We start from the raw sequence: 7856 nt of genomic DNA, 5'->3' as shown, positions 1-7856 counted from the left end.
GGGTCAAGCCCGGCAAGTAGAACGCGCCCGTCCCGCAGCGGCTCCTGCGGACTTGGCCCAGCTGGTCGGGGCCGCCCGACGTGCCGGTGCCCTCGCTCCAGAGCGCGGAGGCGAGGGCACAGGGGCGGGGCTGACAAGGCGCTCACCGGGTGGTGATCCCGCCCGGCGGTTACGGTACCGGCTCGTACGCCACGGTGGCCCCCGGACACTGCGCGGCCGCGGTGCCCAGGGCCTGGCGCTCGGCGTCGTCGACGGTGAGCTGCCAGCGCGCCTTGGTGGCCGTCCAGTCAGTGAGGTACGCGCAGTGCTGGGCGGCGGCCGGCGGCATCCACTGGGCCGGATCCTGGTCGGCTTTCGACCGGTTGGTCTTCGCGGTAACGGCGATCAGGGACCGTTCGGCGTCCAGGTCGTTGGCGTACGCCTGGCGCCGCGCCGACGTCCAGCCGCTCGCCCCCGAGTCCCACGCTTCCGCGAGCGGCACCATGTGGTCGACGTCCAGGGCGGACGCCGCGGTCACCTGCTGCTCGTCGTACATCGACCACCACACCCCGCCGCTCAGCGCGCAGCGGGCGCCGACGGTGGGCGGCTCGATCGCCTCGGCGATCAGGACCTCGGCGCGGGTGTTGCACCCGTCCCGGTCGGCGTCGGTCCAGTGCTTGAAGCTGCTGCGGGTGTAGCCGTCGCGGGACTCGGCGGCGCGCGGCAAGGAGGCGATGGCCTGGCCCAGCGGCATCGTCACCACCGCGCGCGGCGCGGGCGCGGCGGCCGCGTGGGCCGGGGTGGTGGACAGGGCGGCCAGCGGCAGCACGGTGAGCGCGGCCGCCGCGGCGGCGCGGAGAAGAGAAGTGATCACGCGGCTTGATGTACCGGCTCCAGCCGCACACCGGGTCGATCGAGGAGGGCGCATCACTCGCGCGGGTCGCGGAATTCACCGGATGAACGTTCCGCCCGGCAGGCGCACGGGGGCCTCGGGGAACACCCGGTGCAGGCTGTCCAGACCTAAAAGGCTGACCGGGTCGGCGCTCAGGATGAGGCGCCCGCGCCCGCGTGGAGAAACCGACACTAAAAGTCACCTCTTAAGAGGTGACTTTTAGCGGTGAGAGCGACTGGTGCCCACGGGTGGTTCGGCGCGACGGCCGCCCCACCACGGCCCGGGAGTCCCAGCTCGGACACCAGCCGCAGAGCCGATGCGCCATGGTTACCCCATGAAGCCTCCGCCGCCCATCCTCCCGGGATTGTCGGACCAATGGCCGTGGGCTCCTTTCGAGGGCTGATAGCGAGAGCTCGGCCCGGGGGACGGTTCGCCCTGGCCCAGACGGCAAAAGACGTGCCCCCTGGGCGCCGCCTGGCGCTCCTTGTTCCAGCATGGCTCACTCACGAGCCAGTAGAGCCGCCCCACCTCGACCTCGATCACGCGGCCGAGGTCTCGGGCGAAGCTCTCTAGCCCTTCTTGCTCATAGCGCCAACGTCTTCTGTGCAGCCACGACCGCTTGGCGACCCGGCAGTAGCACTTCTCGGAATCATGCTCGGCGCCGTACTTCAACGGGAACCGTTCTCCGCCCATGACGCTCTCCTCGACGGATGTTCCTCGTTCGCTGCTACCTCCATCCGAACCCCTCCAGGCAGGCCGGGCAACCTCGCGCCCGGGCGGTCACCGGTAGCTGAGCGGCGGGCCCAGCTCCGCGGCAACGGTGTCGCCCCCGAGTCGCTGCGCTCTTGTGACTGGCTGCGCTGCGCCTGGGCCTGCTGAGGACGGTGGAGAAGGTACTACGGGAGAGACGTACTCGCTCATGGCGCGGCGGCACCAGGCTGTGACGCCGGGAGCGCGAGTGCTCGCGAGCTGTGCGTTGGGCAGGTACGGACACGACACCAACCGGTGCCGAGGACGGCGGAGGGTGCACGAGGCACGCCCCCCTTCGTACGGGGCCGAGGCAGCCAACTCGGGTGGGGCGTTCCTCGAGCACCCGCCCCGAAGGGGGCGCGGGGATGTGGGGTTCAGGCGTCGGCGGCCGCGAGCGCGGTCCCGGTGGGAGCTCCGGCCACCGGGTCGCCCGGGCCTGCCGGCCGGGGAGTGCAGACGTTGCCCCGGCCCTGGGACATACGCACCAGGACGTCGCGGGCCGCGAGGGCGTCATCGGCCGCACGGTGGCCGCCGCCGAGCCGGAGCCAGCGGGGCGAGCCGAGCCACGCGGCGTACGCCTCCATGAGGCAGTACCAGGAGTCGTAGGGCTCCAGATGCCCCGGTTTCTTCCCAGCTCGCCGGACGTCGCCGAGGATGACGGCGCGGTCGAAGTCCACGTTGTAGGCGCAGATGATCCGGTCCTTGCTGACCTTCCGCAGACGCGGCAGGACCTTCTCGAAGGGCCGGGCGTCCGCTACGTCCTCGTCGGAGATGCCGTGCACGTGCCGGGCCCCGCTGGTGATCGGCTCCGTGGGCTTCACCAGGGTGTCCTGGAGAACCTTGCCGGTCGCTGCGTCGACGACGGCGAGCTCGATCGTCTGCCCGTAGAGGTCGGTGGTCTCGGTGTCCAGGACGACCGCGGCGCCCGGCTCCAGGAGCTGCCGGGCCCGGCGGGTGATGCGGCCCCACGTCGGGCACAGGGTGATCTCGTCGGCGTAGGGGCGGACGGCCGGGGCGGCGGCAAGCTCCGCGCGGACCGTCTCCTTCGTCGGGCCGTGTGCGGGCCCGGTCCAGCTCCCACCCGCCCGAGTACGGGGAGTGCCACGCCCACACCGTCGTGCCGTGCCGGTCGGCGAGCTCCACGCCCAGTGGGAGCCATCCGCAACCCAGCTCTGATCCCTCGCTTCGTGTTTGTACAAGACGCCGTACCCGGTGCCACGCCAGGCTGGCGCCAAAGCGGGAGCGTTCGGGCAGACCAGAAGATCGGCTTTCGCTCCGGCTTGATCACGGACATGCCAGCCGATGGCGCCCCTTGCTTGACGCGTGGAAAGGACCCATCTGTGCAAAAAGGAAGAATGATCGCGAGCGGAGCAGTCACCGCAGTGCTGACTTGGGCAATGACAACAGCGCCCGCCGCAGCAGCCGACGGCGTGCAGCGTGCAAACGTCGTCTCCGGTAGCCCAGGCTCCTACAGCTGCGCCCTCGTCGACTATGACGGCACCGCGTGCTTCGAGAGCTACGGCGAGTGGTTCTGGGTCAAAGACACCCATGACGATCGTGTGCCCGTGGCCATCAAGTGGAGCCACCGCACCAGCACCGGCGCGCTGCGCAGCGGCGTCATATACAACGACCGCGGACCGTCTGCCGGCTGGACGGCCGTGAACAAGAGCTTCGAGGAAGACCTGCAGGTCTCCTACTACCTGTGCGACTTCGACCTCGCCACGTTCGAGGCGTACAACTGCTGGGGACCGGCCGTAGTTCAGACGTGAGTCATCCGCTCACCGGCAGACAACGGCCACGGGGTGGTGCGGTCGGTCAGGTGACCTCACCACCCCATGGCTGTGGCTTGATGTCCGCGCTCCAGGACCCCGACGCCCCCCGCCGCGAGGAAACCATCGCCCGCGGCGCCGCCACGCTCGCCTGTAAGCGGACCGACGAGGCGAGCGGCGAGGATGTGCTGGAGATCGGCCTGTACGAGTCTGGCGTCCTCATCGAGCCGCACACCGCCCAGGGCACTTACACCTCCCACCGAGTGACCGCGCTCGAGCAAGGAGCGTTAAACCGATGATTGCCACCAGCTCCCTCAGGACTGCACCCGCCGGTGCCGCCGGACCGGACGACCATGGTTGAGCCTCGCCCGGTCCGGCAGCCACCTCCACCGAGCCCACGGTGCTGATCGAGTGCATCGTGGCAGCCGTCCGCGCCGGTGACGATCCGACGATTGGGGCGCTGCTTGACCAGCTGGCCAACATCGCCGACACCAACGCCCTCCTGCTCCTGCACCGCCGGCTCCACGAGGACCTGCTCCTGGTCTCCTTGCCGCGCGCGGCTTTCGCCTCGGCCTTCAGCCGGGCGGCTTCCTCGTCAGGACGCCGAAGCAGACCTCGGAGGTGACCTGCATGTCCTGGGCGCTCACCGACCCGAACAGCTCGCGGCCCGCCAGGTGCTGCGGGAGATACAGCAGGGCCATCACGCTGTCGATGGTCACATTGCCCCGCGGCGTCTCCAGCGCGGAGGTTTTCATCAATGCCAAGGAGAACGAGCCGGCCGACCATTCGCCCGCTTCCGGCCGTACGGCCAGGGTCTCGACCTCGCCGGTGACCTCGTTGAGGAAGGTCACCTCCCGGGAGGCGATGTCGAGCCGTCCACACCCCAGTGTCGGTCCGCACAACCGGCCGGACCGCTTCGCACTCGTCCAGGATCACCGGCGACAGCTCCACCATCGTGGCCTCCAGCGCCGCGAAGACCGCCTCTGAGACCGTGCTGCCCCCAGGCCCGGTCCCGGCCCGCAGCTGCCGCACGGCCGCAGCCAGCTCGAGGCCGCTTCAGGCACCGTCGATCTGGAACTCTTCCTTCAGTAACACAAACGTGCCGGGCATCCCGTCCCCCACCGATCACGCGAGCCCCTGCCGGGGTACCTCGAGCCACATCAACGTCCTAGAAGGTGCGGAGATGCTGGCTGACCTGCACCTTCAACACATCGAGCGATCGTTCAGAGATCTGGGCTGACCTGCGGTTGACGCCCCAAGACGCCAGCGGGCTCCCCGAGTCACCTGGGCTCGCGGGTAAGCCCGTCGCGGGAAGAGCGACCCTCGCCTGGTGCGGCGGCGCGGATCAGCTGGCGGAGGGCGCCGTAGTAGACCTCGTGGTCGGTCACGGCGGGCAGGATCGAGGCCATGTGCCCGGTCAGGGCTGGGAACTCCTCGGGGTCGAGGGCGGCGAGCGCGCGTCGGGTGGCGCCTTGGGCGGCTTGGGGGTCGCGGTGGTCGACGAAGCTCGCGCTGCCCAGGGTGAGCAGGTACAGCCGCCGGTAGGTGACGATCGCCTGCTCAGGTGTCATGCCGGCGGCGAGGGAGTCGGCGAGCTGGGGTTCCACCAGGCGCTTGAGCAGCTGCGGTCCGAGCCAGGGCCGTGCACCGCGCAGGGCGATCAGGCCCGGGTGGGCGGTCAGCAGTTCGTACAGCGCGGTGAACCGTTTTTCCGTGGCCGTCGGCCAGTCGGTGCCGGGTGGGATGTCGGGCAGGTGGGCGGCGAGGTGGTCGGTGACGAGGTCCAGCAGTCCGGCGAGGTCGGTGCAGCGGCGTTGGAGCGAGGCGACGGAGATGCCCAGCGCGGAGGCCAGGGTCCGGAAGCTGAGCGCAGAGGGTCCGTGCTGATCCACGATCAGCAGGGCCTGCTGGGCGATGTGTTGGGGGGTTGCGTGGTCGAGGGATGCGGATTGCCTAGGCATGCGAGTCAGCGTACGGTACACCGTACCGTCACGGTAGGCTCCTGCGTCCTTACGGAGGCGACATGCCCCGCACCATGGCACTCGACCCGCTGTTCACCGCAGTGAACTGCGAGGTCTTCACCGACCGACACCTGACGAACCTCGCGGCCGGCACCCTCGCGGCCGTCCGCGTGCCCGACTTCCTCGACACCTCCACCTGCCGGACCGCACTCGCGGCGCTGGGCCGGCTGCCCACCGCCGACTACGACCCGGCACGCGTACCGACCCCGATCGTCCGGTTCGGCCCGGCCCTGAACGACTACCGTGACGAAGGCGGCCGACTGGACGCCGAGCGGTACTGGCACGACGCCGAGGCCGCCCGCGCCGCCTGGCAGCGCGCCGGGATGCGCCCGGACCCGATCGCCGTCTCCATGGCGCGCCTCGGCTCCGCGTGGGGCGCCGCCGTCGCTCCGGCCACCATCGGCGGCCGGGCTGTCTTCGGCGGCACCCTGCGGGAGATCAACGCCGGGGCCCTGATCCACTACGACGACATCAACCGCGAGTTCCCCGCCGGCCTGTTCGACCAGGGGATCGTGGCGCAACTCGCCTTCAATGTCTGGGTGACGGTGCCCACGGCTGGCGGGGCTACGACCGTGTGGCGCCACCGCTGGGAGCCGGCCGACGAGCAGCACCGGCAGGCATACGGCTACCAGCCCGAGACCGTCCAGCACTGCCAGCACGTCAGCATCGCCCCCGAGCCTGGAGACGGGCTGCTGTTCAACCCCGCGAACTTCCACGCCGTCGAGCCGAACCCGACCGGGCGCCGGATCGCGTTCGCCTTCTTCCTGGGCCTGACCCCCACCGGCCAGCTCATCGCCTGGTCATAACCCCTCTACCGCAGGAGCAGCACGTGCACCAGCTCACCTATGGCGACATCAAGGCAGCCGCCGACCGAATCGCGGGACGGACCCGGCCGGTCACCCTCACCCCACTCGATGCAGGCGCGATCCGCACTGCGGCCCGCGACCCCCTCGACGACCGTCCCGAGCAGCCCTGCGAAGTGTGGCTTGCGCTGGAGTTCATGCAGCACACCGGCTCCTTCAAGGCCCGCGGCGCCCAGAATTTCATCCAAGCCCACCGAGATGCGGGCACCCTGCCGGATGCTGGGATCACTATCGCCTCGGGGGGAAACGCCGGCCTGGCCTGCGCGTGGGCCGCCCAGCAGCAAGGCGTGCGCGCCACCGTGTTCCTCCCCAGCACCGCGCCTCAGGTAAAGGTGACCAAGCTCCGCAACTACGGCGCCGACGTCCGCCTGGTCGGCACGGAGTACGCCGAGGCGCTCGCCGCCTGCGAAGAGTTCACGGCCGCCTCCGGCGCGCTGGCCTCACACGCTTATGACCACCCGCTGATCGCCGCCGGCGCCGGCACCCTGCTGGAAGAGATCCATCAGCAGATCCCCGACTTGGACACCGTCGTGCTCGCCGTCGGCGGCGGCGGCCTGTTCGCCGGCGTCGCCACCGCCGCCCAGCACCACGGCATCCGCACCGTAGCGGTCGAGCCAACCAACTGCCGCGCGCTCAACGCCGCCATCGAGGCCGGCCACCCGGTCGACGTCCCCGTCGACTCCATCGCCGCCGACTCCCTCGGCGCCCGCCGCACATCCGCGATGGCCCTGACCGCCGCCCAGCACGACCGCGTCCACTCCATCCTCGTCCCGGACACCGAAATCGTCCACGCCCGCCAAGCCCTGTGGGACCACCGCCGCATCGCGGTCGAACACGGCACAGCCACCGCCCTGGCGGCCCTGCTCACCCCCGACCAACACGCCCCCGACCGCGACCTACCCACCCGGCCCAGGACAACAAGCCGCAGCTACCGGCCCACCAACGGCGAGAAGGTCTGCGTAATCCTCTGCGGCGCCAACACTGACACCCGCACCCTCATGCAACCCTGACAAGGCGACAGCACTCAGAGGCAGCCGAGCGGACACCTGCTCGGCCGCCTCCTTACTGCGTCGGCGTGCAACGCCGAGACTTCCTCGCGACCACGCACCAATACCGTTCGGCATCCCGCCGACACGCTGGCCGTCCTCGGCCGCGCCCTGCCCCCTGCCGCTCACCGGCGGCCTTCGCCACGCGCATAGCAGGGGTCTCGCTGGCCTGCGCACGAGCACCTGGTCACCTCGACCATGACGCGATCACCTGCAGATTGACGTGACCACCCGAACCTGAGATGACCTCCCAGCCCTCCTCCGCCACCGCATCGCCGACCATCTCCAGCTCACCACCCCGGCCGAGCCCGTCGCAGGCGGTTTCGCCCCCGGCGTCCGTGTCCGGATGCTCACCGCCACCGGCGGCGAGGTGCAGCAGCCGCGGCCAGAGTGTAGGTCGGGCAGGGTGACGTTGATGGCGTGGTCGACGACAGGGTCACAGTAGCGCTGAGCTAGGGGACCATCCGCGCGTGCGCGTGGAGCCGGACGGGCCGGGCAGCGGCGTGCGGCCTTCGACGGGACCATCCCCGCGTGCG

8 protein-coding genes are annotated in these 7856 nt (G+C 70.5%); 4 read left to right on the top strand and 4 right to left on the bottom strand.

Translation table 11 applies throughout. The annotated features are described in order from the left end of the window. Positions 1–169: 169 nt before the first annotated feature. Together A4V12_RS23215 and A4V12_RS23205 are read right to left on the bottom strand one after the other, a co-directional pair. Entirely contained in the window at positions 170–853 is a 684-nt protein-coding gene (locus A4V12_RS23215; RefSeq protein ID WP_064071352.1) for an HNH endonuclease family protein, read from the bottom strand. A gap of 1142 nt (positions 854–1995) precedes the next feature. Beyond that, positions 1996–2820 (bottom strand): 3'-5' exonuclease, encoded by an 825-nt coding sequence (locus A4V12_RS23205; protein ID WP_064071350.1) that lies wholly within the window; start codon positions 2818–2820, stop codon positions 1996–1998. Positions 2821–3051: 231 nt separating this feature from the next. On the opposite strand from A4V12_RS23205, the gene A4V12_RS37655 reads away from it, so the two are divergent. Together A4V12_RS37655 and A4V12_RS23195 are read left to right on the top strand one after the other, a co-directional pair. Next, positions 3052–3390, top strand: a complete 339-nt coding sequence (locus tag A4V12_RS37655) for a hypothetical protein (RefSeq protein WP_159028917.1) — start codon at positions 3052–3054, stop codon at positions 3388–3390. An 80-nt stretch (positions 3391–3470) separates the two neighbouring features. Further along, positions 3471–3689: a hypothetical protein gene (locus A4V12_RS23195; protein ID WP_064071348.1), complete on the top strand. Its 219-nt coding sequence runs from the start codon at positions 3471–3473 to the stop codon at positions 3687–3689. Positions 3690–3965: 276 nt separating this feature from the next. On the opposite strand, the gene A4V12_RS23190 is transcribed toward A4V12_RS23195, so the two are convergent. Both A4V12_RS23190 and A4V12_RS23185 read right to left on the bottom strand, forming a co-directional pair. Beyond that, positions 3966–4241, bottom strand: a complete 276-nt coding sequence (locus tag A4V12_RS23190; RefSeq protein WP_064071347.1) for a hypothetical protein — start codon at positions 4239–4241, stop codon at positions 3966–3968. A gap of 429 nt (positions 4242–4670) precedes the next feature. Next, positions 4671–5351 (bottom strand): TetR/AcrR family transcriptional regulator, encoded by a 681-nt coding sequence (locus tag A4V12_RS23185; protein WP_064071346.1) that lies wholly within the window; start codon positions 5349–5351, stop codon positions 4671–4673. Positions 5352–5413: 62 nt separating this feature from the next. Between A4V12_RS23185 and A4V12_RS23180 the strand changes: the two genes are divergently transcribed. Both A4V12_RS23180 and A4V12_RS23175 read left to right on the top strand, forming a co-directional pair. Next, entirely contained in the window at positions 5414–6217 is an 804-nt protein-coding gene (locus tag A4V12_RS23180) for a hypothetical protein (protein WP_064071345.1), read from the top strand. A 23-nt stretch (positions 6218–6240) separates the two neighbouring features. Further along, a complete protein-coding gene (locus A4V12_RS23175) occupies positions 6241–7284 on the top strand; it encodes a threonine/serine dehydratase (protein WP_064071344.1) in 1044 nt (347 codons plus the stop codon). Positions 7285–7856 lie beyond the last annotated feature (572 nt).

Origin of the sequence: Streptomyces noursei (assembly GCF_001646665.1) — a bacterium.
GTDB classification, from domain to species: Bacteria; Actinomycetota; Actinomycetes; order Streptomycetales; family Streptomycetaceae; genus Streptomyces; species Streptomyces lavendulocolor.
The sequence above is the reverse complement of the archived record's forward strand: the minus strand, read 5'-3'. Positions and strand labels throughout refer to the sequence as shown.